Consider the following 22,357-nt stretch of genomic DNA (forward strand, 5'->3'; position numbering starts at 1 on the left):
TCGTCATGGGGGATCAGGAGGGCGTCTATGAGGTTATCCGCATTTTTCCTACGGACAGCCTCACCTGCGAGAACGGCGGCCCACTTGGTGGCCCGCGACCCCCACGCTCCGGTTCGGTGGTGATGTACGACATCGAGCCGAAGGAGCATCCCCATGCATACCCCGTCGAAGCCTGCCCTGGCCCTCGCGGCGGCCGCGGTGGCGGCCACCATGACGGCGTCGGTGAGCCAGCCGGTTCTCGCCCAGGCCACGGCGGCCCCCTCCGGAGCCGCCGCCACCGCCGCCACCGCCGCCCCCGAGGTCCCCGGTACGCCGGCGGGCAAGCAGCTCGGCTGGCTGCTCGACGCGAGCAGCCGTCCCCCGATCCCCGAGGACGAACTGAAGAAGCACTTCGCCGCCTCCTTCCTCAAGAGCATCCCCGCCGACCAGATCAACCAGATCCTGGCCGGGTTCAAGAACATGCGGCTGACGAAGGTCGTCGAGTCGAAGGACAACGCCCTGATCGCCCTGGTGCAGGCAGGCGGCTCAGCGTACGAGGTCGTACTCTCGGTGAACGGCTCGGGCCTGATCGACGGCCTGCAGTACCGGGCGCCCGCCCCGAAGAACTGGTCGGAGCTCGACAAGCGGCTGCGCAAGGCCGCACCCCAGACCGGGTTCCTCGCGGCGGAGGTGAAGAAGAACGGCGACTGCCGCCCCCTGCACACCGTGGCCGGTGACAAGGCGCGCCCGCTGGGCTCGATGGTCAAGCTGTACGTGCTGGGCGCGGTGGCGCAGCGCATCAAGAGCGGCGCGTTCGACTGGGACACCAAGCTCACCATCACGCCCGAGCTGAAGAGCCTGCCCAGCGGCGAGCTCCAGGACCGGCCCGACGGCAGCAAGGTCACCGTGCTGGAGGCCGCCAAGCTGATGATCTCCATCAGCGACAACACGGCCACCGACCTGCTGATCCACAAGGTGGGCCGCAAGACGGTCGAGCGCACCATGCGGGCCTGGGGCAACCACGACAAGCGCAACGCGCCGCTCATCACCACGCGGGAGCTGTTCGTGATGAAGGGCGCCGACTATCCCCGTCACGCCAAGCGGTATCTGTCGCTGAGCACCGCGAAGAAGCGGGCCTACTTGAAGAAGGTCGTCGCCAAGGTGCCGCTGGACACGATCGCCGCGTGGGACAAGCCGCGCGACCTGGACACGATCGAGTATTTCGGCTCGCCGTCGGAGATCTGCAAGGCCTACGCGGGCCTGGTGAAGATCGGTGACAAGCGCATCCACGAGGCGATGTCGATCAACGACGCCGGGCTGGGGCTGCCGGCCGAGCAGTGGCCGACGGCGTGGTTCAAGGGCGGCTCCGAGCCGGGTGTGCACGACCAGAGCTTCCTCGCCCGCACGTCGGGCGGAAAGACGTACGTCGTGACGGCGATGGCGGTCAACCCGAAGGCGCTCTTCGACGACGGGGCGCTCGGCATGGAGCTGACCGCCCTGGCCCGCGGCGCCTTCACCATCGCCGGCAAGTCCTGAACATCCCGCTGACCTGAGGGGAGCGCACGTTGACGTGCGCTCCCCTTCTCAGGGCCTAGGCGCGCGGTCAGGCGGTCACTGCGCCTTCTCGAGCGTCACGCAGGCGATGCGGTCGCCGGCCATGCCGGCCTCGGGGCCCTTGGGCGTGGTCGGCTTGGCGTGGATGACCAGCGAGCGCGGCAGCTTGGCGGGGTCGAGCGCCCAGTCGTTGCGGGCCGTCGAGCGGCCCGCTCCCTGGTCGTCGGTGCGGATGTCGAGCCAGACCTCACTCTCCGGATTGATCTTGCCCGGGTGGTGCTGGTAGTGGGGACCTGAGTCGTCGGGCTTCTTCCCGCACGGGTTGGTGTGCAGGTGCACGCCGTAGCGCCGGTCGGGCAGCAGGCCCTCGGCGACGAGCGAGGTGCGGGTCTCGTCTCCTGACGACTCGACGGTGACGCTGGCCTGGGCGCCCTTGGGGGCGAGCTTGCGGTTGTAGGCGATGGCCGAGGTGTCGTCGTCGGTGAACTCGCCGGAGCCGGACAGCGTGACCGTGCTGTCCGGGCTCGTGGCGGCCTCGGGACCGACCGCGTTCTGGACCGGAGCCGGCGGCGCCGCGCAGGCTCCGGCACAGGCCACGGCGAGCAGGGCGAGCGGAAGTGTGGACACGCGCATGAGACCCCCATGGTTCGAGCCCTTTCCGGCGTGCGGGCTCCGAGAGTCATCCACTCTACTGAGTGACCGCCCGATCACCTAACGTGTTGGGGATCCGGGCGCCAATTTACGCGGGAGACGTCAGCCGATGTGGGCGCGGGTCTCCGCGAACGCCCGGTCCGTGCCCTCCAGGGCCCTCGCGACGTCGTCCTCCGTGTGCGCCGCCGACATGAACCAGTTGTGCCACGGGTGCAGGTAGACGCCGTGGCGCAGGCAGGCGTCGCTCCAGTGCATCGCCACGGACAGGTCCGCGTCGCCGTCGAAGCTCAGCCACGGGATCGTCACCGGCCCCGTCTGGTTGACGGTGAACCCGTGCGACTTGGCCTGCGCGTGGAGCCCTTCGCGCAGCTGGGCGCCCGCCCGCTCCATGGCGGCGATGCCGTCCGTGTCGCGCAGGGTCTCGATGGTGGCCTTGGCCGCGGCCATCGCGACCGCCGAGAACCAGAACGAGCCCGTCGAGTACAACATCTGCGCCGGTCCGCGCAGCGCGTCCGTGCCGGTCACGGCGGCGATCGGGTAGCCGTTGGCCATCGCCTTCGACCAGGCCGTCAGGTCGGGGCGCACGCCGTACGGCTCCCACGAGCCGCGCAGGTCGACACGGAACCCGGCGCGTACGTCGTCGATCACCAGGGCGGCCCCGAGGTGGTCCGCCAGGGCGCGGGCGCCGCGGGCGAAGGCCGGCTCAACCAGCTCCTGGTCCTCGAACGAGTCGTGCTTGAAGGGCGTGACGATGATGGCCGCCACGTCCCCTTCCACGGTCGCCGCGGCGGCCTGCAGCGACTCCAGCGAGTTGTAGGTGAACTCCACCAGGTCGGCCCGCTCGTTCGGCGTCGTACCCGCGGGCGACGGCGTGCACCAGGGGTCGGCTCCGTGGTAGGCGCCGTGCGCCATCAGCACCTTCGTCCGCCCGGTGGCGGCTCTGGCGACCATGAGCGCCTGCGTGGTCGCGTCGGTGCCGTTCTTGGAGAACATCGCCCAGTCGGCGCTCGGCACGGTGTCCACCAGCAGCTCGGCCAGCTCCACCATGATCGGGCCGGGCCCGTTGAGGCAGTCGCCGAGCGCGGCCTGACGGGCGGCGGCCTCCTCCACACGGGGGTGCCGGTGCCCGAGCACGACGGGGCCCCAGCTGCACATGAAGTCGATGTACTCCCGGCCGTCGACGTCCCACTGCCGGCAGCCCTCGCCGCGTTCGAAGAACTGGGGGAAGCCGGGGGCGAAGAGTGCGGCGTTGAGGTGGCCGTACATGCCGCCGGGGACGACCTTCGAGGCCCTCTGGCGGAGTTCTGCGTCGGTCATCGTGAGGTCCTTAGAGGAGGCTGAGGGTGGTGTCGAGGTCGGTGAGGCCGGCTTCCGAGCCGAGGCCGGTGGCCACGCGAGCGGCGGCGGCCGTGCCCCAGCGGGCGGCGGCCGGCACGTTCTGGCCGTGCAGCAGGCCCGTGAGGAAGCCGGCGCAGTAGGCGTCGCCGCAGCCGGTCGTGTCGGCGACCTCCGTCTTGATCGCGGGCACCCGCTCCGCGCCGTCGGCGGTCACGACGAGGCTGCCCGACGCGCCGAGGGTGACGAGCACGCCCCGCGGCCCTTCGGCCAGCAGGGCGCCGGCCGCCGCCGCGACGTCGGTGGCACCCGTCATGAGCAGGGCCTGCGACTCGTTGGGCAGGACGTAGTCGACGTGGGGCAGGAAGGCCCTGGCCATGCCCAGCAGGTCGGGCATCTCCGACAGCAGGTCCATCGTGACGATCGTCCCGGCCGCGCGTGCCTCGTCCAGCAGCGCGAAGAAGGCCGGGTCGCCGAGGCCGAACGTGACGTCCATCCCGCCGAGGTGGATCGCCCGCGCGCCGCGCAGCACCCCGGCGTCGAGGTCGGCGTACGTCACCCCGAGGTTCGCGCCGGGCACGTGGAAGCTGGGCCGGCCGCCGTCGGGCCTGATGGGCAGGATGGACGCGGCGGTCTGCTCCCCCGCCCTGCGCGCCAGGCGCGAGACGTCCACGCCGCGCTTGGTGAGCACCGCCAGCAGGAAGTCGCCCAGCTCGTCGTCGCCGACGGCCCCCATGGTGACGACGGAGTTGCCCAGCCTGACCAGGTCGACGGCCGTCCCGGCGGCGGCGCCCGCGGCGGTCAGGCGGATCTGGTCGACCAGCACGGTGTCCTGGCCTTCGGGGATGTGCTCGACGGGCCTGGCGAGGATGTCGACGATGTGCACGCCGACGGTGACGACGGTCATGGTCTAAATAGACAGACGTCCGAATAAAAAGTCAATATGGTGAGGTACGCCTACGAGAGGGGCAGCCTGATGCCGAAAATCGTCGACCACGACGAACGCAGGCGCGAGGTCATGTCGGCGGCCGGCCGGGTGATCGTCAGGGACGGCATCGACGCCGCCACCACGCGGGCCATCGCCAAGGAGGCCGGCTACTCCAACGGGGTCCTCGCCCACTACTTCACCGACAAGGACGAGATCCTGCTGTCGGCGCTGCGCCAGTCGCACCAGCGCATCCGCGCCCGGCTGACCGCCAAGGTCGGGGGCGCCACAGGGCTGGCCGCGCTGCGCGAGCTGCTGCTCGACAACCTGCCGCTGGACGCCGAGCGCGGCGAGGAGACCCGGCTCGAAGTCAGCTTCTGGAGCCGCAGCCTGACCTCGGAACGCCTGGCGGAGGTCCAGCGGGCAGAGGCGGCCGAGCTGCGCGCCGCCGTACGCGACCTGCTGGGACAGGCCCGCGCGGCCGGCGAGCTGCGCGCGGAGGAGGACCTCGACGACCTCGCCGAGCACCTGCTGGCCCTGGTGGACGGCCTCAGCCTGCACCTGCTCCTCTACCCCGGCCGGCTCACCCGGGCGAGTGCGGAGCGCGTCCTGCTGGCCGCACTCGACCGCCGTTGATTGCCGCGTTTCGGACGACCCACTACATTCTTCGCATATGAGCCTCCGCGAGCAGCTGTGCGAGTACGGGCGGCGAGCCGTCGACCTCGGCCTGGTCATCGGCACCTCGGGCAACCTGAGCGTGCGCCAGGGCGACCTCGTGGCGGTCACGCCCTCAGGGGTGGCGCTCGACCGGCTGACGCCCGAGCTGTGCCCGATCGTCGACGTGTCGGGCCACCTCGTCGAAGGCGACACCCAGCCGTCCAGCGAGACCCCCATGCACCTGGCCGTCTACGAGGCCACGGACGCGCTGGCCGTGGTGCACACGCACTCCGTCTTCGGGACGGTCGTGGCCACCACCATGACCGAGCTGCCGCCGGTGCACTACAACGCGCTGGCGCTCGGCGGCGTGGTCAAGGTCGCCGAGTACGCCACGTATGGCACGCCCGAGCTGGCCGCCAACGTCAGGGCGGCGCTGGAGGGCAAACAGGCGGCCCTGATGGCCAACCACGGAGGGGTGACCATCGGGCCAACGCTGGAGCAGGCGTTCGAGGCCACCCGCCTGCTGGAGTGGTTGTGCGAGGTGTACGTCAGGGGCCTCGGCGTCGGCAAGCCGGCCATTCTCACGGACGACCAGCTCGCCGCCGTCGTCGAACGCGCGCTCAACCCCCCGTCGTTCCCCCGCCGCCCCTGACCGGGCGCGGAGGTCAGGCGAGCGCGGCCTGCTCGGCCAGGCCCAGGGGCAGGCCGCCGGACCCGGCGATCCGGTCGTGGAACTCCTTCGGCGAGCCGCGGAACGACTCCCGGATCCGGTCGATCTCGATCGCGCCCGTGAGGTAGGACGGCGCCTGGGTGGGCCAGGCGCAGTAGCGGTTCACCTCGCCCTGGGCGGTTCCCGGCGACAGCGACGCCTTCGTGGCCATGAACGTCTCGGCCTCCTCGACGGACATGTCCTCGCAGTGCAGCGCGGTGTCCACCACGATCCTCGCGGCGCGGAAGATCCGGCAGTCGAGGTGGGCCAGCTCGGTGGCGGGAGTGTCGAAGTAGCCCTCCTGGTGCAGGACCTTCTCGACGTACAGGGCCCAGCCCTCGGTGAAGTACGGGGTGCGGAAGACCTTCCTGACCGTGCGCGGATTGCCCGCCATGTACGACAGGTGCCAGTGATGGCCGGGATAGGCCTCGTGCACGGCGATCGACGGCATCGTGGCCCGCGAGTTCGTACGCAGGCGCTGGCGTACCTGCTCGGGGGTGAAGTCGTCGGGCGTGTAGGGGACGAAGAAGACGCCCGTGCGTGAGGCGCCGAGCGGGGGCGGCGACAGGTAGTGGGCGACGGACAGGACCGGGCGCGTGTACTCGGCCGACGGCAGCACGTGGCACTCCTCGCCGTCGGCGAACGTGACCAGGTCGTGCTCCTTGACGAACGCGCGGGCCCGCTGCGTCTCCACCTCGTACTCGGCGCGCATGTCGGCCAGCGTGGGCGGGTGGTCGTCCATGAGGGAATCCATGGCCGCACGCCAGTCCTCCGTGCCGTTGACCCGGCGCGCGACCCGGCGCATCCGCTCGTCCAGCTCCGCCCAGGCGGCCTTGCCCTTCTCGTGCAGCTCGGCGGCGCCGTAGGCGAGCATCTCCCGCTCCCGCAGCAGCGTGGAGTAGAGCTTCTCCCCCATCCGCCAGCTGCCGCCGCACTCGAAGCCCTCCAGGAACGCGACCAGCTCGTCGAAGGCCCGCGCGGCCGGCTCGGCGGCCTCGGCCAGCGTCGCGCGCAGGCCCTCGTCATGGACCATCGACGGGATCGTGCGGGTGAGGAAGTTGCGGCCGGTACGGGCCTGGCCGAGCCCGCGCTGGACGAGTAGCGGTGCCGCCAGGTCGGGGTCCAGGTTGGCGCGGCAGGCGGCCAGCACGCCGGGCACCTCGGCGAGCCGGGAGACGGCGGCCGGCACCAGCTCGGGCTCCGGCTTGAGCCGGTGCTGGAACGGCGTGAACATCGAGGCGAAGATCGCGGACAGGTAAGTGGCGGGATCACGCCGCCACGCCGGCCAGGAGGCCAGCGCGATGGAACCTCTCAGCTGGGAGAGCACGAGATCCCTGTCGATCGTGTCGTCGAGTGAGGCGGTCCGGAGGGCCGACAGGCGGTCGAGCCAGCGGACCTCCTCCTGCTCGCGGGCGTTCCAGGCGGCGGCGGTGAAATCGCCGAGGGTGTGATCGTAGCCGTCCGCCCCCAATGTGCTGGCGATGACGGGACGGTCGGAAAAGTACCACTTGAGAAACTCGTCCACTGCTGCACCATATCCTGATGAAATGCCCCTGCAGATCACCGGCGCGCTAGGCGACCCTGACCTGATCCGCCTCCCCTGGGAGGTGCCCCTCCGAGACTGGCCGCAGCGTCACCTGGTCGATCTGCCCCGCGGCATCTCGCGCCACGTGGTGCGGTTCGCCAGGCTGTCCGGCAAGGTGTACGCGATCAAGGAGATCAGCGAGCGGTACGCCAAACGCGAGTACCAGCTGCTGTGGGATCTCGCCCGGCTCGACGCCCCCTCCGTGGAGCCCGTCGCGTACGTCACCGGCCGCGAGAACGGGCTCGACGCGGCACTGATCACCAGGCACCTGCAGTTCTCCCTCCCCTACCGCGCGGTCATGTCGGGCACCCTGCGCCCCGACACGCTCACCCGCCTGCTGGACGCCCTCGCCGTGCTGCTGGTCCGGCTGCACCTCAACGGCTTCTACTGGGGTGACTGCTCGTTGTCCAACACGTTGTTCCGCAGGGACGCGGGGGCGTTCGCGGCCTACCTCGTGGACGCCGAGACCGGCGAGATGCACCCGATGATCAGTGAGGGGCAGCGGCGCGGCGACATCGACGTGGCGCACACGAACATCTTCGGCGAGATGCTCGACCTGGAGGCCGGAGGACTGCTGCACCCGTCGATCGACCCCATGGACACCGCCGAGGACATCGTCGCCCGCTACCACCGCCTGTGGGACGAGATCACCCAGAGCGAGATCATCGAGGAGGTCGACTGGCACCGGGTGGAGCAGCGGATCAGACGGCTCAACCTGCTCGGCTTCGACGTGGCCGAGATGATGGTGCGCCGCAAGGTCGGCACCGGGCGGCTGATCGTGCGGCCCAAGGTCGTGGACGCCGGGCACCACCAGCGGCGGTTGCTCCGGCTGACCGGGCTCGACGTGGAGGAGAACCAGGCGCGACGGCTGCTCAACGACCTCGACGGCTTCCGGGTCGCCAAGGGCCTGCGGCACGAGGACGAGGCCATCGTGGCGCACCGGTGGCTGGCGGAGGTGTTCCAGCCGACGGTCGAGGCGATCCCCACCGAGCTGCGCGGGAAACTGGAGCCCGCGCAACTCTTCCACGAGATCCTCGACCACCGCTGGTACCTGTCGGAGGAGGCGGACGCCGACGTGGGGCTGGCCGCAGCCGTGACGTCGTACGTGGACAACGTGCTCGTGCACAAGCCCGACGAGAAGGCGCTGCTGTCCGACGAGGACGCCGCGCAGGCCACCGGCGAGGGGCCTCAGACGGTCCCCGGCGGGCTGCGGGGCGCCGGGGAGGCGGCTCAGTAGGCGGCGGTGATGCGGCTGCGCGGATGGGCGTTCTGCTCCACCTCGTCGGCGATCGCGACGGCGAAGTCCTCGGCGCTGATGGCGCTGCGGCCCTGGTCGTCGGTCAGAAGCATGTCGCCGCCGACGCGGAAGGCACCCGTACGCTCGCCCGGCCCGATCTCCGCGGCCGGCGAGACGAAGGTCCAGTCGAGGTCCGTGACCTCCCGGTAGAGGCGCAGCACGTCACGCGCGGCGAGCGACTCCTTCTTGTAGCCGTCCGGGAAGCCGGGGGTGTCGACCAGGTCGACGCCGGGTGAGACCTGGAGGCTGCCCGCGCCGCCCACGACGATGAGGCGGCGTACCCCGGCCGAGCGCGCGCCTTCGATGAGGGCGCGGTTGGCGGCGAGGAACGGCGGCCCGGGCTCGGTGCCGTCGCGCGGCGGCGCGATGGCGGAGATGACCGCGTCGTGGCCCTTGGCCAGGGTGGCGGTGTCGTGGACGTCGCCCTTGACGGGCCCGGTGCGGCTGAGGCCGGTCACCTCGTGCCCACGGCCGGCCAGTTCGGCGGCGATGCGCTGACCGATCATGCCGGTCGCGCCGAAGAGCAGAATTTTCATGGCGTCACGATATCCATCGGATACTGGTTACTTCATCGTGCTATACGTACCTTGTGGATACCGGCGATGCCTTCGACCCGAACTGTCCGACGCGGGTGGTTCTCGACCGGATCGGCGACAAATGGTCGGCGCTCGTGCTGCTCTGCCTCGCCGACGGGCCCATGCGCTTCACCCGGCTGCGCTCGCGCATCGGCGGCGTCACGCCCAAGGTGCTGACGCAGACCTTGCGGACCATGGAGCAGGACGGGCTCATCACCCGCGAGGTGTTCGCGGAGGTGCCACCGCGGGTGGAGTATGCGCTGACCGACCTCGGAAGCTCCCTGCACGCCCCGATCTCGGCGGTGGTCGCGTGGGCCGAGACCCACGTGGCCGAGATCCTCCGGCACAGGGAAAGGTCCGCGTAGGCGGGCGGCCGGGCGTCAGGCGGTGGTCAGCTTGGTGATCTCGCGGGCGATCTCCGGCCAGAGCGGTTCGGGCAGGTCGTGGCCCATGCCCGGATAGGTCACCAGCCGGGCGCCGGGGATGGCCGCCGCCGTGGCCCTTCCGCCCTCGACCGGGATAAGCGGGTCGGCCTCCCCGTGCAGCACCAGCGCCGGCATCGTCAGGCTCGCCAGCAGGTCGGTGCGGTCGCCCGAGGCCATGATCGCGGCGAGCTGCCGGCCCTTGCCCGCCGGGTCGAAGCACCGGTCGAACGCGCACCCGGCCTTCTGCACGATTTTCTCCCGGTCCATCGGGTAGCCGGGCGAGCCGATCACCGCGTACGTCTCCAGCGACTGCTCCATGACGGCCGCGCGGTCGGCGGCGGAACGGGCGGTCAGGGCGGCGAACGCGGACTCCGTCGGCGGCGCGACCGTGGGACCGGGCGTCGACATGATGGAGGTCAGGGTCAGCACCCGCGCCGGATGCCGGATGGCCAGGCTCTGGGCGATCATTCCACCCATGGAGACGCCGGCCACGTGCGCGGCCGGCCAGCCGATGGCGTCCATGAGACCCGCGGCGTCGTCGGCCAGGTCGTCCAGCAGGTACGCCGAAGGCGCCCCCGTCGTGGGAGCGCCCTGGTCGTGGAAATGGGTCGACAGGCCCGCGTCGCGGTTGTCGAACCGTACGACGTGGTGGCCCTGCTCCGCCAGGAGCTCGCAGAGCCCGTCGTCCCAGTGGATGAGCTGCGCGCCGAGCCCCATGATGAGGAGCAAGGGCCGGCCGTCGGGGGAACCGATGCTTTCGTAGGCGATCTCGATGCCGTTCGCGGCTGCGCGGAGGGTCACGGTGGCCAGAATGTCATTCTGGCGCCGGGTTCGTAAAGTCAGCCCCGCCGGGCGTAGGCACCGGTCGAGAAGGGCACCGGCCGCCCCTTCTTGCCCGGGCCGTCACCCCATTTGGTGATGACGTACTCGATCTCGATGTGTCCCTTGCCGCCGTTGCCGTCGATCACCAGCGAGTCGCGGTTGAAGGTGCCGCCGGTCAGGTCGGCGAACGTCTTGGCGTCGAGATCCAGCATGATGCCGCGGCTGGACGGCTCCCCCGGCCCTCTGTCACCGACGAAGAAGGGCATCTTCTTGCCCTTGTAGATCACGTACCCCTCGGTGAGCAGCGGCCAGCTGGGGCTGGCGGCCATGCCCTTCTGCATCGGCTTGCCGCTGGCCGGCAGGCCGGTGTCGCCGGCCCGGCCCGAGCCGTCGTCCCAGAAGTACGACGCCGTGGTCGAGCCCTTGAACAGGGCCTTCTCCTCGGCGCCTGGATCGGCGTGCGCAGCGGTGCAGACGACGCTCATCGAGCTGACGGTGGAGGCGGTGAGCAGGGCAAGGGAACGCAGACCAAAACGGGAAGCCATGAAAATGTGAAGTCCTTCGCGAGGGGACGAGGGAAGTCACGCCGGCAGGAAGGCACGGCGCGGCACGCCCGAGCGACTACATCGGGCGAGGGGAAATCTCAGGGAAGGAGGGCCGCTCAGACGGCGGCCGGCACTACGCGTTTCAGGGGTACGACGCGGTGATACATGCGATATGTCCTCTCCATCACACCTACCGGGTTAGCTGACGGGTTCGGGCGTGGAGATGCCCTACCGGCACGCGGCCGGATTCACCCCAGTGAGGGTGGGTCCCCGGTTCCCGACCGAGTCGGGATTCGGCGCCAGCCGGAGGCCCTCTCTTGGGTAAGGGCCAGGTCACCGGCTGGTAATGGCGGCAACTCTAGCAGCGAATCGGACATACGCAAATGATTCGCCATCAACCGGGCAAAGATCTACCTAGCGCGGGAATACGAAAGGGGGTACGGCATGCCGTACCCCCTCAGTTCCCTCCGGCTCAGCCGCCGCTCTTGCGCCTGAACGATCTCTTACTCGCAGCCGGGCCGTGCGTCCCGTGAATCTTCGATGGGTCGACGCCCCTGCCACCAGCGCCGGAGCCCGCGTGCTGGTTGCGCTTGCGCTCCAGCGCTTCGCGGAACTTGCGCTTCATCTCGTCCTCGGGAGTTTCGCTGACTTCCGGCTCCGGTGATTCCGCCATGAGGACCTCCATGGTGTTGGGGACAACCACAGCTTCGCACGACGTCGCTTTCGACGCGAAACCGACTCTCCCGTCACCTGTCGCGAGTGAACGCCAGCAGCCGGAACACCGGGTCGGGCCCGTCGCGCCCCTGCCCATGACCCACGAACGTGGCCTCGCCGCCCTGCCGCAGGCCGTGCCGCGCCGCCTCCGCCACGACCAGCTCCGCCCCGTCGGCCGGACGTCCCCGCCTTCCGCCCTCGTGGGCGGCGCGCTTGTCGACCGTCGTGACGTACACGCCGCCGGGCCGCACCACGCGCGCGGCCTCGGCGATCACCGGGCGGGCGTCGTCGAGCAGGTGCAGCAGCCAGATCGTGGTGACCGCGTCGACCGACCCGTCGCCTACGGGCAGCAGGAAGCCGTCACCCAGCACCACGGGCACGCGCCCCGCGGCCACCCCCGCCATGCCGGCGGAGGCGTCCACACCGAGCACCCGCAGCCCGCGCCGGGCCAGCTCCCCGCTCACCAGCCCGGTGCCGCACGCGACGTCGAGCAGCGTGCCCCCGGGCACCAGGCCCCGCACGGCGCCCGCCGCGGCCTCCGCCCGCGGCAGCCCGCCACGGGTCTCGTCGTAATGCGCGGCCTCGCGGTCGTAGTCGAGCACGAACGAAGGGTACGCCGCCGGGTAAAAGGTGACCATTCGGTTCCTGGTGTTGTGTTGGAACGACCCAGGAAATACACCCCGCATGTTGGTCGACGCCCCGGATGCCACGATGGACGTGCCGCGATGAACGTGCTCGGTCATGACCTGGCGATGGATCTGGGTGCCGCGAGCACCCGCGTCTACGTCAAGGGCAAGGGCATCGTGCTCGACGAGCCGTCCGCCGTCATGCTCGACAGCCGCACGGGCCGGGTCGTCGGGTTCGGCGCCGAGGCCGCCCAGGGCACGCGGGGAGAGACCCGCTGGCCGGTCAGCGGTGGCCTGCCGGTCGACGACGATCTCGCCCGGCATCTGATCAGGTATTTCCTGCGCAAGGTGCACGGGCATCCCTTCTCCAGGCCGCGCGTCGTGCTCGCCCTGCCGGACAACTCCACCCCGATCGAACGGGCGGCGCTGCGCGACATCGCGTTCGAGGCGGAGGCCAGGGGAATCCTGCTGATCCCGCACGCGCTGGCGGCGGCGCTCGGCGTCGGCCTGCCGGTCAAGGACTGCGCCGGGCGCATGGTGATCGACATCGGGCGTGACTCCACCAGGATCGCCGTGCTCTCCCACGGAGACGTCATGGCGGCCACCACCGTTCCCGGCGGCGGCGAAGGCATGAACCGGGCCATCATCCGCCAGGTCGAACGCGACCACGGCCTGCAACTCGACCACGAGGAGGCCGAGTCGGCCAAGCGACGGGCGGGCACCGCGTGGAAGCCGCTGTACCGGCAGGTCACGGTGCGCGGACGCGAGAGCGGCACTGGGCACGAACGTACGGTGCCGCTTCCCGTCCAGCGAATCTACGAGGCGACCAGGCAGCCGATCGAGTCCATCGTGCGGGCCACCGTCGGCACCGTGGAGCAGTGCCCGCCCGAGATCTCCGTGGACCTCGCCGACCGCGGCGCGGTGGTGGTGGGCGGAGGCGCGCTGCTGCGCGGGCTCGGCCGGCGGTTGCGGGCGGCGCTGGGCATACCGGTGAGCAGGGCGGAGCGGCCGCTGGAATCCGTGGCGCTCGGGCTCGGCCGCTGCGCCGAGAACCTGGGGCTGATCTCCAGGCTCCGCGGCGGTGACCCACCCTGAAGGACACGGCGGCCCGGCGGCGCGAAGGAGGACGGTTCATGACCGTGCACGGCATCGACCACGTCGGGGTGACGGTGCCCGACCTCGACGAGGCGACGAAGTTCTTCGGGCGCGCGTTCGGGGCCGAGGTGCTCTACGACACCCTGCCCAAGGAACGGGGACCGAAGCAAGGATGGGCGGTCGAGCGGCGGTTGGGGGTGCCGCAGGGGACGGTCGAGGTGGCGGTGCGCATGCTGCGGTTGCCCAGCGGACCCGGGATCGAGCTGTTCGAGTTCGGCGGGCCGCGCCAGGCCGACCCGGTCCTCATGTGCGATCTGGGATGGCAGCACGTCGCCCTCTACGTGGACGACGTGGACGCGGCGGTCCAGCAGGTGATCGAGGCCGGCGGGTCGCCGATGGGCGAGCCGGTGCCCCTGCCGGGGCCGGAGTCGGGCCGGCGCAACCGGTTCGTCCACTGCCGTACGCCCTGGGGCAGCGTGGTGGAGCTGGTCAGCTACCCGGACGCGCAGCCGTACGAGGAGGACACCGTACTGCGCCGCTGGCGCCCCTGACACCGGACGCCCGGCCCCGCCCCGATCGTCCGGCGCCTTGGCCGCGTCGCGCCCGGACGGGCGAGGCCCTGGCGGGGCCCGTGGTTCACGGGGTGGAGAGGGCTTCCGTCGGGGACAACCGGGAGGCGCGGACTGCCGGGTAGAGGCCGGCCACGGCGCCGATGAGCAGGGTGGCCACCAGCCCGCCCACCGTGGCCCAGGCCGGCACCACGGACGGCCAGCCGCTGTAGAACGCGTACCCCATGGTGACGCCCATGCCGAGCAGGATCCCCCCGCTCCCGCCCATCGCGGACAGCAGCAGCGACTCGGACAGGAACTGGCTGCGGATCTGCCCGCGGGTGGCGCCCAGGGATCGCCGCAGGCCGATCTCCGCGCGGCGTTCGAGCACCGAGATGACCATGGTGTTGGCCACGCCGACGCCCCCGACGAGCAGGGCGACCGCGCCCACTCCGAGCAGGAGGTTGGCGAACGCCTGGCTGGTCGCCTGCTTGGCGGCCAGCGCGTCGGACGGGCGCGAGACGTCCACCTCGTTCGGCGCCTCGGGGTTGGCCGTGCCTGCCAGCACCTGCCGTACCGACTCCAGCTTGGCCTCTTCCGAGCGCGTGTAGAGCGTGGTCGGATGTCCGTCGAAGCCCAGCCGTGACTCCGCCACCGGCCAGCCGACCAACACTCCGTTGTCCAGGTCGGTGGCGAGCGCCACCGGGTGGAGGATGCCGACGACCGTGAACCGCGCGCCGCCCACGATGATCTGGACGTCCGGTCCCGCCGCGCCGATGCCGAGCCGCTGGGCGGTGACGGAGCCGAGCACGGCGGCCGGGTATCGTTCGGTGGCCGCGTTCAGCCACGTGCCGCTGCGCACGGTCGCGCCCACCGTGCCGGGCAGGTCGAGGCTCGTGGCGTACGCGCTGATGCCGCCCGTCTGCGCCTCGGGGATCTGCTCCGACCGGTACACCTTGGCCTCGGAGATCTTCCCCACGGACGACGCCCGCTCGACGGGGCCGATGCGTTCGATCATCGTCTCCGCGTCCTGCGGCATCTGCGCCGCCTCGCCCATGAGCGTGGTGCCCGACGACACGGTGAGCAGATTGGTGCCGAGCGCCGACAACGTACGGTCGAGTTCGGCGCCCGACGAGGACGACAACCCGACCACGCCGACCATGGCCGCGATGCCGATCGCGATGCCCAGCGCCGACAGGAACGCCCGCAGCGGGCGTGTGCGCAGTCCGACCGCGCCGACCCGCATGACGTCGGCGAGCCGCATCCTGGCCGGCGACGGTTTCGGCCGCACCACCTCGCCGCCGCCCCAATGGCCTCCGCCCCGAACGCCCGCCATCATGCGACCCCCGATCCCGCGTGCCGGCGCCAGGCGTCGCCGTGCGGTTCGGCGGCGGAGTCCTCGACGATCCGGCCGTCGCGCATCCGCACCTGCCTGGGCAGGCCGGCCGCGATCTCCCGGTCGTGCGTGATGATCAAAATGGTCGTGCCGCTCGCGTTCAGCTCGTGCAGCAGCTCCATCACCCCCGTGCCCGACACCGAGTCCAGCGCCCCGGTGGGTTCGTCGGCCAGCACCAGCGGCGGGTCGCCCGCCACGGCCCTGGCGATGGCCACACGCTGCCGTTCGCCTCCGGACAGCTCGTGCGGCTCGTGGTCCATCCGGTGCCCCAGTCCCACCCGGTCGAGCGCGGCGGCCGCGCGGCGGCGCCGCTCCGCCCGGCGAAGGCCCGTGTAGATGAGCCCGTCGGCCACGTTGTCCAGGGCGGAGACCTTCGCGGCGAGGTGGAACGACTGGAAGACGAAGCCGATCGTGGTGGCCCGCAGCGCCGAGAGCTGCCCGTCCGACAGGGTCGAGACGTCGTAGCCGTCGATGTGGATGGTCCCCGACGTGGGCCGGTCGAGGGTGCCGATGACGTTGAGCATGGTCGACTTGCCCGAGCCCGACGGCCCGACGATGGCGGCCAGCTCACCGTGCCGGATCCGCAGCGACACCGACTGCAGCGCCGCCACTCCGCCGGGATAGGTCCTGGTCACGTCCGTCAGCTCGATCATGGGGTACGTCATGACTTCGGCATCCCCACGGTCATGCCCTCCACGAGCCCGTCACCGCTGACCTCGACCCGGCCCCCGGCGAACAACCCCGTCTCCACCGCGACGTACCGGGACCTGCCCCCCTCGACGATCTCGAGGCCGTACCCGCCCTCCTGCAGGGCCACGAGCGCCGCGACCGGCACGGTCAGGACGTCCTCACGTTTGGACGCCGTGAACGTCACGTCCACCGCCGCCTTGTCAAGGCCCTTGGCGGCCTTCGAGTCCCCGATCGAGACGAGCGCCTCCAACCGGGTCTCCGGCTCGGCGTCCTGCCCCTCACCCGGCTGGATGACGGTGGCGACCTCGCTCACCTTGCCGTCCACGCTCTTGCCGTCGGGCAGCGTGATCTCGACCTTGGAGCCCTTCTTCGCCATCCGCTGGTCCTCGGCGTCCAGCTCCACCGTGATCACCTTGGACGTGCCGGTGTACGTCAGCACCTGCTGCCCCGGCGCGGTCGGCCGGCCCTCCTCGGCCTCCAGGCTTTCCACGCGCACCTTGCCGGGCGCGAAGACGACCCGGCCCAGCTCGACCACGCCGGTCTGCTCCAGCCCCCGGTCCTCCTGCCACTCCATGACCGCCTGGGCCGTGTCGTAGGTGTACTCGTCGTCGACGGTGAAACCGTCGTAGCCGAGCTTGCCGAGGTTGCGTTCCAGCGCCTCGACGTCGTCACCCTCCAGGCCTGCCTTCAGGTCCCGGTACGCGGGCGTCGAGCCGTACATCAGCATGACCGGCTCGTCGTCCACCCGGTACAGCGACTTGCCGCGGGTGATCTGCCGGCCGCTGTCGGGCAGCCACGTGATCGTGCCCGGCCTCCTGCTCACCGCCGTGGTCACCGGGCCGTAGCCCAGCTCGCCATCTGCGTCCCTGGTGTCGTTCAGGGTCTGCCTGGTCACCTCGGTGGTGGCCGGCGGCAGCGCCACGGCCGACCGGGTCGGCCCGGTCTTCCCGTCCAGCAGGCCGGCGCTGTTGACGGCGATCAGCCCGCCGCCGGCGACGGCCACGGCGACCAGCAGGCCGGCGACCAGCTTGCCCCGCCCGCCACGGCGACGGGAAGGCCTCGCGGGGGCGGGCTCCGCCTTCCCGTCGAGGGGCGTGGCCCGGTCCGTCGCCGGAGCCATCAAGAACCTCCCATACCGGCGTCGGCGGACTCCTTCTGGCACTTGGCCTGCGCGTCCTTGAAGTCGGGGTCATTGCCGACCTCACCTGTGATGCGCATCATGTTGCCCTCGGGGTCGGGGTAGCTCTCGACGCCGTTGTCACGCATGCACTGCGCGAGCTTGCGCAGGTTCTCGCCCGCCTTGGGGTCGCCCTGGCCCGACTTCTGCCCGCTCGGGGCGAACTCCTTGCAGGCCTCCTGGGCCTTGTCGACCCTCTCCTTGTCCTCGGGGCTCTTCACCTGGAGCTTCATCTTGACGCCCTTGCCCGGCTCCGGATCGTCCACCTCCACGCCGTTCTCCCGCATGCACTGCGCGAACTTGAGGCCCTGTTCCTGTGGGTCCACGCTCGGTTTGCCGGTGGCCGCGGCCTGGTTGCCGCCGCTCACCGACGCCACATTGGATCCGCCGTCACTGCCGGACCCGCATCCGGTCAGGGCCAGGGTGAACGCGATCGGCCCCACGGCCATCACGCTGAGGATTCGTCGTCGCATGGAAGCTCCCTCCGTCGAAAGGTCGTCGTCGAGAGCAGATGCAACAGGACCCGTCGTTTCCCCAGCGTTTCCTTTCACGGCTTACTTCAAGCGAACATCGACTGCGCCACAATCTGCCTTCATAAGCGAATGAAAGGGCTTGAATACGCCATGCGAGTGCTGGTGGTGGAAGACGAGCGCATCCTCGCCGACGCGATCGCCGAATGGCTGCGGGACGAGACCCACGCGGTCGACCTGGCCAACGACGGCGAGAGCGCGCTGGAGCGGATCGCGGTCAACGACTACGACGTCGTCGTGCTGGACCGCGACCTGCCGCGGGTGCACGGCGACGACGTGTGCAAGGAGCTCGTGGCGGCGGAGTGCGACACGCGGGTGCTCATGCTCACCGCCGCCGCCCAGCTCGACGACCGGGTGAGTGGGCTGTCCATGGGCGCCGACGACTACTTGGCGAAACCGTTCGCCTTCCCCGAGCTGGCCGCTCGCGTGCTGGCGCTGGGCCGGCGTGCCCGCCCCGCCGTCCCGCCCGTGTTGCGCCGCGCCGGGATCACCCTCGACCCGGCACGGCGGGAGGTGTACCGGAACGGGCGGTTCGTACCGCTGTCGAAGAAGGAGTTCGCCGTGCTGACCGAGCTGATGCGGGCGGAGGGCAGCGTCGTCTCGGCCGAGCAGCTCCTGGAGAAGGCGTGGGACGAGCACGCCGACCCCTTCACAGGAGCGGTCCGGCTCACCATCCTCAAGCTGCGCCGCAAGCTCGCCGACCCGCCGGTCGTGGAGACCGTGCCCGGAGTGGGGTATCGGATCGCATGATCTTCTCGCGCCTGCCACGCCCGCAGCCGACGCTCCGGCTGCGGCTCACCCTCGTCTACGGCGCCCTGTTCATGATCGCGGGGCTGGCGCTCCTCGGCGTCACCTATCTCCTGTTCAACCAGCAGCTCAACCAGTACTTCGAGAGCCGGTTCACGCCGGAGCCCGGAAAGATCAACAGGATGGTCCTCCACCACAACGGAGTCGTGCTCTCGGGCGAGGAAGCGAAGGAGTTTCTGGCACAGCAGGAAACGGAGTTGCGGGGCGTCGCCGTCACGTCGCTGATCACCCAGGGAACGGTCGCGCTGATCATCGTCGGCGCGGCGGCGGTGACGTTCGGATGGGTGGTGGCGGGCCGGGTGCTGACGCCGCTGCACCAGGTGACCGCCACGGCCCGCAGGATCGCCGCCGCCCCCATGGCCGAGCGCGGCCTGCACGAACGAATCTCCCTGGACGGGCCCAACGACGAGGTCAAAGAGCTCGCCGACACCTTCGACACCATGGTCGAGCGGCTCGACCACTCCTTCGACGGGCAGCGCAGGTTCGTCGCGAACGCCTCCCACGAGCTACGCACCCCCCTGACGCTGAACCGGGCGCTGGTCGAGCTGGCCATGCACCGCCGTACGGCCACGCCCGACGTCAAGGAGCTCGGCGAGAGCCTGCTGGAGATCAACGCCCGCCACGAACGCCTCATCTCCGGGCTGCTGCTGCTGGCCAGGTCGGAGCAGCACATCGCGGACCGGTCGCCGGTCGACCTTGCCGACGTGGTGACGCACGTCGTCGCCCACACCTCGTCCGACGCCTTCGAGGCGAAGGTCACCTTGTACGAGGTCGCCGAACCGGCCCCCACCACCGGCGACGCGCTGCTGCTGGAAAGGCTCGTCCACAACCTCGTGGAGAACGGCATCCGCTACAACGTGGACGACGGCACCGGGTGGGTGCGGGTGGTGAGCCGTACCGTGTCGGGCGGGAAGGCCGAGATCGAGGTCAGCAACACCGGCCCGAGCGTGCCGCCGTACGACGTCCCTCTGCTCTTCAAACCCTTCCACCGGCACGGGGCCGAACGGACGGTCACGGGGAAGAGCGCCGGGCTGGGCCTGTCGATCGTACGGTCGGTGGCGCTCGCGCACGGCGGCGACGTCAGGGCGCGACCGCGGGAGGGCGGCGGCCTGGTCGTGATCGCCTCCCTCCCGCGCCCGCGCGCCTAGGGTGCCGCGGTCGCGCCGGCAGCGCGCACCCGCCCCCGTCGGCGGGGACCGTCTCCTCGGACAGCAGGAACGTGCCGTCCGCGTGCCTGCGCTCCAGGTAGGCCATCGTGGCCCGGAACATGCCGGGCCACCTCGTCATCCGGCGCCGTGTGACGCACCAGCAGGACGTGCAGCAGGTCACCGTCCTCCGCGGGCTCTGTTCAGTTGACGCAGTCCTGCGTGTCCAGCCCGAGCGCCAGCTCCCTGACCTCGCCCTTCTTCGAGGTGATGAAGGAGTAGTAGGCCTTCTTGTTGCCCGGCACGGAGGCGAGGAGGAAGCCGCTCGCGGCGGTCTGCCAGCGCGGGTACGCCTTCTTGACCTGCTTCGTCGTGGAGCCGATGCCGATGCCCTCCGGCGTCCTGACCCCCTTCGGGGCGAAGATGACGGCCACGCCGCGCCGCTTGGAGACGTACAGGCCCACCCGGTTCTTGCCCGAGGGATGGGCCTTCAGGTCCCAGCCCGAGCATGCTCCTCCCCTCAGCGGCGTCTTGAGCACCACCCTGCCTGTCGCCCTCGCCTTCTTCGCGCTCATCGCCAGCTTGACCCTGCCGTAGCCGTACGGGCCCAGCCTGGTCTTGGCGGCCCGCACGGCGTGAACGGCCTCCGCACCAGCCGTCTGAGCAGACGCGGGCGTGCCGGTGGCGAGCAGCGCCCCGCCGGCCAGGGCCGCGACGATTGTCTTCCTCATGGTGATCGTCCTTCTCGGTCGAGACGAAGGCCCCTCTCTGTATATGAGGAGAGCCCGGAGCATGATGAGAGCGACGGAGGCCGCGAAAGTACACGGTCGGCCTCACTCCGTGGGCCCCCGCACGGGATCCGCGTCGGCGGCGTGTGCGGCGTGCTCTGCCCGGACGCGCCACACCGCCGGCATGAGCAACGTGGCGGCCGTCAGCAGCACGGCGACCGCGGCGCAGCCGCCCAGCACGGGACGGGTGCCGAGCCCTGGTGGCGGGGCAGCCGGGAGGATGCGGAGCCACCCTGCCAGAACCCACCGACAATTCCGCGGCCCGCCGACCGGACGCGACCCGCCGACGCGACCCACCCGACCGGACGGCCGCCGCGGCCGACCTCATTACCGGCCGTCCGGGGGCCGGATCAGGAGAGCCGCGGCGTGACGACCTGGGTCAGCGGTCGCGGACGTAGTAGTGGCCGAGCGTGTCGTCATAGCGGCCGGTCGGGCGGCAGCAGCGGCGGAAAGCGCCGCCCTGAGCCGCAGGGGCACGGGTCCTTGCCCCCGAGCTTCTCGATCAGCTCTTTGTCGCGGCCCACGCTCCGGTCGCCGCGTTTGACCTGCGTCTCGCTAGAGGGAACCCCCGGCGGCGCTTGCTGATGGGTTCAAAAGGACATCTCGTCGCGGTGCATGGCGGGCCTCCTGGGGTCAGTGAACGGTGTTGTCACGATAGGAGCCCGTACGCGGATCCGCGATCGGATTTTCCGCCCGGGCCCCCGAGAAGGGCCGTACGGCTCCCCGCTCGGCCGTGCACCGGCGATCCTCTACAGGTCAGTAACATCGGCACAAAATATCTTTCGTGTCGGTATCGTACGTAAAGATCTCTCATCGCACCCGTCTCAGGAGTCACCACTCTCATGGCGCACGTCGAACCGCTGCGGGAGGACGACCCGGCGGTGGCAGGGACATACCGCTTGCTCGGCCGGCTGGGCTCGGGCGGTCAGGGGACCGTCTACCTCGGGCTGGCTCCCGACGGTACGCGGGTGGCGGTCAAGGTGCTGCATTCGAGGGCCGGGTTCGACGACAGGTTCGCCAGGGAGATCGAGAACGCGCGGCGGGTGGAGCCGTTCTGCATCGCGCAGGTGCTGGACGCCTCGCTGGGGCGGCAGCCGTACATCGTGACGGAGTACGTCGAGGGCCCCTCGCTGCACGAGGCCGGCCGGCACGCGGGGGCCGACCTGCAGCGCCTGGCGGTCGCCACGGCCACCGCGCTGGCCGCCATCCACGCGGCGGGCATCGTGCACCGCGACTTCAAGCCCGCGAACGTGCTGCTCGGCCCCGGCGGCCCCCGCGTCATCGACTTCGGCATCGCCCGCGCCATGGACGACGCGGCCACCCACACCAGCGGCATCGTGGGGACGCCCGCGTACATGGCGCCCGAGCAGCTCGCGGGGCAGCCGGTGGGGCCGCCGGCTGACGTGTTCGCCTGGGCGTCGGTGATGGTGTGGGCGGCCACCGGCACGCCGCCGTTCGGGCAGGACACGCTGCCCGCCATCATCAACCGCATCCTCAACAACGAACCGCAGCTCGGCGACCTGCCGCATCCGCTGCGGTCGATCGTGTACGACTGCCTGGCCAAGGATCCGCGGGCCCGGCCGGCCATGCGGGACGTGCTGCTGCGCCTGCTGAGCGGGAACAACCCCGCCCCGCACGCGGGTGGGAGCAGTCCGCAGGTGCCGTACGCGGGCGGGGAGAACGCGCCTCCGCCGTACGCGGGCGGCGCCGGACCGGCGCCTCCCCGCGCCCGGCCCGGAGCCGGTCCCATGCCCCCGCACGGGCGACACGCGGGTGGGGCCG

The 22,357-nt window shown here is 70.9% G+C and carries 25 protein-coding genes and 1 riboswitch; of the genes, 10 read left to right on the forward strand and 15 right to left on the reverse strand.

Annotation, left to right across the window (positions count from 1 at the left end; all coding sequences use genetic code 11):
- Positions 1-153 precede the first annotated feature (153 nt).
- The gene (locus GUY59_RS26995; protein WP_138202389.1) at positions 154-1,515 is read left to right on the forward strand and encodes a serine hydrolase; all 1,362 of its coding nucleotides are present in this window, start codon (positions 154-156) and stop codon (positions 1,513-1,515) included.
- A gap of 75 nt (positions 1,516-1,590) precedes the next feature.
- Here GUY59_RS26995 and GUY59_RS27000 read toward each other — a convergent pair whose 3' ends face one another.
- The 3 genes from GUY59_RS27000 to GUY59_RS27010 form a co-directional block, all read right to left on the reverse strand.
- Positions 1,591-2,160 (reverse strand): superoxide dismutase family protein, encoded by a 570-nt coding sequence (locus GUY59_RS27000; protein WP_161714720.1) that lies wholly within the window; start codon positions 2,158-2,160, stop codon positions 1,591-1,593.
- Between the two features lie 126 nt (positions 2,161-2,286).
- Positions 2,287-3,501: an aminotransferase class III-fold pyridoxal phosphate-dependent enzyme gene (locus GUY59_RS27005; RefSeq protein WP_138202391.1), complete on the reverse strand. Its 1,215-nt coding sequence runs from the start codon at positions 3,499-3,501 to the stop codon at positions 2,287-2,289.
- A 10-nt stretch (positions 3,502-3,511) separates the two neighbouring features.
- Positions 3,512-4,426 (reverse strand): carbohydrate kinase family protein, encoded by a 915-nt coding sequence (locus GUY59_RS27010; RefSeq protein WP_138202392.1) that lies wholly within the window; start codon positions 4,424-4,426, stop codon positions 3,512-3,514.
- 69 nt (positions 4,427-4,495) lie between these two features.
- Between GUY59_RS27010 and GUY59_RS27015 the strand changes: the two genes are divergently transcribed.
- Positions 4,496-5,080: a TetR/AcrR family transcriptional regulator gene (locus tag GUY59_RS27015; protein WP_138202393.1), complete on the forward strand. Its 585-nt coding sequence runs from the start codon at positions 4,496-4,498 to the stop codon at positions 5,078-5,080.
- A 37-nt stretch (positions 5,081-5,117) separates the two neighbouring features.
- Positions 5,118-5,753 carry a class II aldolase/adducin family protein gene (locus tag GUY59_RS27020; protein ID WP_138202394.1) on the forward strand — a complete coding sequence of 212 codons (636 nt, stop codon included), beginning with the start codon at positions 5,118-5,120 and terminating at the stop codon, positions 5,751-5,753.
- Between the two features lie 13 nt (positions 5,754-5,766).
- Here GUY59_RS27020 and GUY59_RS27025 read toward each other — a convergent pair whose 3' ends face one another.
- A complete protein-coding gene (locus GUY59_RS27025) occupies positions 5,767-7,335 on the reverse strand; it encodes a DUF885 domain-containing protein (protein WP_138202395.1) in 1,569 nt (522 codons plus the stop codon).
- Positions 7,336-7,357: 22 nt separating this feature from the next.
- On the opposite strand from GUY59_RS27025, the gene GUY59_RS27030 reads away from it, so the two are divergent.
- Positions 7,358-8,632, forward strand: a complete 1,275-nt coding sequence (locus GUY59_RS27030; RefSeq protein ID WP_236667534.1) for a DUF4032 domain-containing protein — start codon at positions 7,358-7,360, stop codon at positions 8,630-8,632.
- Here GUY59_RS27030 and GUY59_RS27035 read toward each other — a convergent pair.
- A complete protein-coding gene (locus GUY59_RS27035) occupies positions 8,626-9,228 on the reverse strand; it encodes an NAD(P)-dependent oxidoreductase (RefSeq protein WP_138202396.1) in 603 nt (200 codons plus the stop codon). The genes GUY59_RS27030 and GUY59_RS27035 overlap by 7 nt on opposite strands.
- A 53-nt stretch (positions 9,229-9,281) precedes the next feature.
- Here GUY59_RS27035 and GUY59_RS27040 point away from each other — a divergent pair, with 53 nt between their 5' ends.
- Positions 9,282-9,632 (forward strand): winged helix-turn-helix transcriptional regulator, encoded by a 351-nt coding sequence (locus GUY59_RS27040; RefSeq protein WP_138202397.1) that lies wholly within the window; start codon positions 9,282-9,284, stop codon positions 9,630-9,632.
- Between the two features lie 15 nt (positions 9,633-9,647).
- Here the strand turns inward: GUY59_RS27040 and GUY59_RS27045 are convergent, their stop codons facing one another.
- From GUY59_RS27045 to GUY59_RS27060, 4 genes are all read right to left on the reverse strand, one after another.
- On the reverse strand, positions 9,648-10,493 hold the full coding sequence (locus GUY59_RS27045) for an alpha/beta fold hydrolase (RefSeq protein ID WP_212746231.1): 846 nt from the start codon (positions 10,491-10,493) through the stop codon (positions 9,648-9,650).
- A 38-nt stretch (positions 10,494-10,531) separates the two neighbouring features.
- Positions 10,532-11,059, reverse strand: coding sequence for a hypothetical protein (locus GUY59_RS27050; protein WP_138202398.1), 528 nt, complete (start codon positions 11,057-11,059; stop codon positions 10,532-10,534).
- A 172-nt stretch (positions 11,060-11,231) separates the two neighbouring features.
- Positions 11,232-11,368: riboswitch (cyclic di-AMP (ydaO/yuaA leader) on the reverse strand.
- A 163-nt stretch (positions 11,369-11,531) separates the two neighbouring features.
- Positions 11,532-11,732 carry a DUF5302 domain-containing protein gene (locus GUY59_RS27055; RefSeq protein WP_132338076.1) on the reverse strand — a complete coding sequence of 67 codons (201 nt, stop codon included), beginning with the start codon at positions 11,730-11,732 and terminating at the stop codon, positions 11,532-11,534.
- A gap of 73 nt (positions 11,733-11,805) precedes the next feature.
- Positions 11,806-12,375: a class I SAM-dependent methyltransferase gene (locus GUY59_RS27060; RefSeq protein ID WP_138202399.1), complete on the reverse strand. Its 570-nt coding sequence runs from the start codon at positions 12,373-12,375 to the stop codon at positions 11,806-11,808.
- A 123-nt stretch (positions 12,376-12,498) separates the two neighbouring features.
- Between GUY59_RS27060 and GUY59_RS27065 the strand changes: the two genes are divergently transcribed.
- Both GUY59_RS27065 and GUY59_RS27070 read left to right on the forward strand, forming a co-directional pair.
- Positions 12,499-13,494 carry a rod shape-determining protein gene (locus GUY59_RS27065; protein WP_161714721.1) on the forward strand — a complete coding sequence of 332 codons (996 nt, stop codon included), beginning with the start codon at positions 12,499-12,501 and terminating at the stop codon, positions 13,492-13,494.
- Between the two features lie 38 nt (positions 13,495-13,532).
- Complete coding sequence (locus GUY59_RS27070) at positions 13,533-14,045, forward strand: VOC family protein (protein WP_132338080.1); 513 nt, start codon at positions 13,533-13,535, stop codon at positions 14,043-14,045.
- An 85-nt stretch (positions 14,046-14,130) separates the two neighbouring features.
- Here the strand turns inward: GUY59_RS27070 and GUY59_RS27075 are convergent, their stop codons facing one another.
- From GUY59_RS27075 to GUY59_RS27090, 4 genes are all read right to left on the reverse strand, one after another.
- Positions 14,131-15,306: an ABC transporter permease gene (locus tag GUY59_RS27075; RefSeq protein WP_138202408.1), complete on the reverse strand. Its 1,176-nt coding sequence runs from the start codon at positions 15,304-15,306 to the stop codon at positions 14,131-14,133.
- Positions 15,307-15,377: 71 nt separating this feature from the next.
- Positions 15,378-16,103, reverse strand: coding sequence for an ABC transporter ATP-binding protein (locus tag GUY59_RS27080; protein WP_289514074.1), 726 nt, complete (start codon positions 16,101-16,103; stop codon positions 15,378-15,380).
- Entirely contained in the window at positions 16,100-17,248 is a 1,149-nt protein-coding gene (locus GUY59_RS27085; RefSeq protein ID WP_138202401.1) for an efflux RND transporter periplasmic adaptor subunit, read from the reverse strand. The genes GUY59_RS27080 and GUY59_RS27085 overlap by 4 nt, the downstream gene beginning before the upstream one ends.
- A complete protein-coding gene (locus GUY59_RS27090) occupies positions 17,248-17,778 on the reverse strand; it encodes a hypothetical protein (RefSeq protein WP_138202402.1) in 531 nt (176 codons plus the stop codon). The genes GUY59_RS27085 and GUY59_RS27090 overlap by 1 nt, the downstream gene beginning before the upstream one ends.
- 150 nt (positions 17,779-17,928) lie before the next feature.
- On the opposite strand from GUY59_RS27090, the gene GUY59_RS27095 reads away from it, so the two are divergent.
- On the forward strand, positions 17,929-18,585 hold the full coding sequence (locus tag GUY59_RS27095) for a response regulator transcription factor (RefSeq protein WP_132338104.1): 657 nt from the start codon (positions 17,929-17,931) through the stop codon (positions 18,583-18,585).
- The gene (locus tag GUY59_RS27100) at positions 18,582-19,790 is read left to right on the forward strand and encodes a sensor histidine kinase (RefSeq protein WP_138202403.1); all 1,209 of its coding nucleotides are present in this window, start codon (positions 18,582-18,584) and stop codon (positions 19,788-19,790) included. Before GUY59_RS27095 ends, GUY59_RS27100 begins: the two co-directional genes overlap by 4 nt.
- A gap of 200 nt (positions 19,791-19,990) precedes the next feature.
- Here the strand turns inward: GUY59_RS27100 and GUY59_RS27105 are convergent, their stop codons facing one another.
- Positions 19,991-20,518: a hypothetical protein gene (locus tag GUY59_RS27105; RefSeq protein ID WP_138202404.1), complete on the reverse strand. Its 528-nt coding sequence runs from the start codon at positions 20,516-20,518 to the stop codon at positions 19,991-19,993.
- A 473-nt stretch (positions 20,519-20,991) separates the two neighbouring features.
- Positions 20,992-21,099 carry an SEC-C metal-binding domain-containing protein gene (locus GUY59_RS51450; protein ID WP_201761379.1) on the reverse strand — a complete coding sequence of 36 codons (108 nt, stop codon included), beginning with the start codon at positions 21,097-21,099 and terminating at the stop codon, positions 20,992-20,994.
- A gap of 318 nt (positions 21,100-21,417) precedes the next feature.
- Here GUY59_RS51450 and GUY59_RS27115 point away from each other — a divergent pair.
- On the forward strand, positions 21,418-22,357 hold a 940-nt coding region (locus GUY59_RS27115; RefSeq protein ID WP_138202405.1), incomplete at its 3' end, for a serine/threonine-protein kinase.

It is taken from the genome of Nonomuraea sp. K271, from assembly GCF_009908215.1.
Taxonomy (GTDB): Bacteria; Actinomycetota; Actinomycetes; order Streptosporangiales; family Streptosporangiaceae; genus Nonomuraea; species Nonomuraea longispora.

Bases quoted from the DNA above. Each gene is read 5' to 3' on its own strand.
- GUY59_RS26995 (WP_138202389.1), top strand. From the start codon at position 154: ATGCATACCCCGTCGAAGCCTGCCCTGGCCCTCGCGGCGGCCGCGGTG.
- GUY59_RS27090 (WP_138202402.1), bottom strand. From the start codon at position 17,778: ATGCGACGACGAATCCTCAGCGTGATGGCCGTGGGGCCGATCGCGTTC.
- GUY59_RS27075 (WP_138202408.1), bottom strand. From the start codon at position 15,306: ATGCGGCTCGCCGACGTCATGCGGGTCGGCGCGGTCGGACTGCGCACA.
- GUY59_RS27020 (WP_138202394.1), top strand. From the start codon at position 5,118: ATGAGCCTCCGCGAGCAGCTGTGCGAGTACGGGCGGCGAGCCGTCGAC.
- GUY59_RS27035 (WP_138202396.1), bottom strand. From the start codon at position 9,228: ATGAAAATTCTGCTCTTCGGCGCGACCGGCATGATCGGTCAGCGCATC.
- GUY59_RS27005 (WP_138202391.1), bottom strand. From the start codon at position 3,501: ATGACCGACGCAGAACTCCGCCAGAGGGCCTCGAAGGTCGTCCCCGGC.
- GUY59_RS27085 (WP_138202401.1), bottom strand. From the start codon at position 17,248: ATGGCTCCGGCGACGGACCGGGCCACGCCCCTCGACGGGAAGGCGGAG.
- GUY59_RS27030 (WP_236667534.1), top strand. From the start codon at position 7,358: ATGCCCCTGCAGATCACCGGCGCGCTAGGCGACCCTGACCTGATCCGC.
- GUY59_RS27100 (WP_138202403.1), top strand. From the start codon at position 18,582: ATGATCTTCTCGCGCCTGCCACGCCCGCAGCCGACGCTCCGGCTGCGG.
- GUY59_RS27015 (WP_138202393.1), top strand. From the start codon at position 4,496: ATGCCGAAAATCGTCGACCACGACGAACGCAGGCGCGAGGTCATGTCG.
- GUY59_RS27070 (WP_132338080.1), top strand. From the start codon at position 13,533: ATGACCGTGCACGGCATCGACCACGTCGGGGTGACGGTGCCCGACCTC.
- GUY59_RS27080 (WP_289514074.1), bottom strand. From the start codon at position 16,103: ATGACGTACCCCATGATCGAGCTGACGGACGTGACCAGGACCTATCCC.
- GUY59_RS27010 (WP_138202392.1), bottom strand. From the start codon at position 4,426: ATGACCGTCGTCACCGTCGGCGTGCACATCGTCGACATCCTCGCCAGG.
- GUY59_RS27065 (WP_161714721.1), top strand. From the start codon at position 12,499: ATGAACGTGCTCGGTCATGACCTGGCGATGGATCTGGGTGCCGCGAGC.
- GUY59_RS27055 (WP_132338076.1), bottom strand. From the start codon at position 11,732: ATGGCGGAATCACCGGAGCCGGAAGTCAGCGAAACTCCCGAGGACGAG.
- GUY59_RS27095 (WP_132338104.1), top strand. From the start codon at position 17,929: ATGCGAGTGCTGGTGGTGGAAGACGAGCGCATCCTCGCCGACGCGATC.
- GUY59_RS27105 (WP_138202404.1), bottom strand. From the start codon at position 20,518: ATGAGGAAGACAATCGTCGCGGCCCTGGCCGGCGGGGCGCTGCTCGCC.
- GUY59_RS27050 (WP_138202398.1), bottom strand. From the start codon at position 11,059: ATGGCTTCCCGTTTTGGTCTGCGTTCCCTTGCCCTGCTCACCGCCTCC.